The sequence below is a fragment of the Halomonas sp. LMYGS-3 genome, from assembly GCF_059509875.1.
The window spans coordinates 1-1,003 of the sequence record NZ_JCAKFQ010000072.1; the positions used below are offsets into that span (position 1 = coordinate 1).

Annotated in this window: 1 protein-coding gene; it reads right to left on the reverse strand. The window is 69.6% G+C overall.

Annotated elements, in window-relative coordinates; translation table 11 throughout:
* Positions 1-1,001: thiamine pyrophosphate-binding protein (locus tag AC5W54_RS22485; RefSeq protein WP_495964323.1), on the reverse strand; the 1,001-nt coding region annotated here is incomplete at its 3' end.
* Between the last annotated feature and the right edge of the window lie 2 nt (positions 1,002-1,003).

Consider the following 1,003-nt stretch of genomic DNA (forward strand, 5'->3'; position numbering starts at 1 on the left):
TCGCTGGTGATCTCGCTGGGCAGCTGGCCCTTCTGGCGGCGCTGGAACTCGCGGGCCAGTGCCGGGTGGGCCTCGGCGTAGCGCTCGAAGCGCGCCTGCCAGTCGGCCTGGCGGGTGTGGCCCTGCTCGTGGGCGTCCCAGCCGCGGTAGATCTCCTCGGGCACATGGAAGGGTGCATGGGGCCAGTCGAGCCGCTCGCGGGCCGCGGCGACCTCGTCCGCGCCCAGGGCGGCGCCGTGGCACTCCTCCTTGCCCTGCTTGTTGGGGGCGCCGAAGCCGATGATGGTCTGGCAGACGAGCAGGCTGGGCTTGTCGTCGTGCTGCTTGGCCAGCTCGATGGCGGCCTGGACCGCCGCGGGGTCGTGGCCGTCGACGTTGGGCACCACGTGCCAGCCGTAGGCCGCGAAGCGCTGGGCGGTGTCGTCGGTGAACCAGCCCTCGACCTCGCCGTCGATGGAGATGCCGTTGTCGTCATAGAAGGTGATCAGCTTGCCCAGGCCCTGGGTGCCGGCCAGCGAGGCGACCTCGTGGGAGATGCCCTCCATCAGGCAGCCGTCGCCGACGAAGCACCAGGTGTAATGATCGACGATGGTGTGGCCGGGGCGGTTGAACTGGGCGGCCAGGGTCTTCTCGGCGATGGCCATGCCCACCGCGTTGGCCAGGCCCTGGCCCAGCGGGCCGGTGGTGGTCTCGATGCCCGGGGCATAGCCGAATTCGGGGTGGCCGGCGGTCTTCGAGTGCAGCTGGCGGAAGTTCTGCAGCTGCTCGAGGTCCAGCTCGTAGCCGGTCAGGTGCAGCAGCGAGTAGAGCAGCATGGAGCCGTGGCCGTTGGAGAGCACGAAGCGGTCGCGGTCGGGCCACTTCGGGTCGGCCGGGTTGTGCTTGAGGTGATCATTCCACAGCACCTCGGCGATATCGGCCATGCCCATGGGCGCACCGGGATGGCCGGAGTTGGCCTTCTGGACGGCGTCCATGGAGAGGGCGCGGATGGCATTGGCCAGTT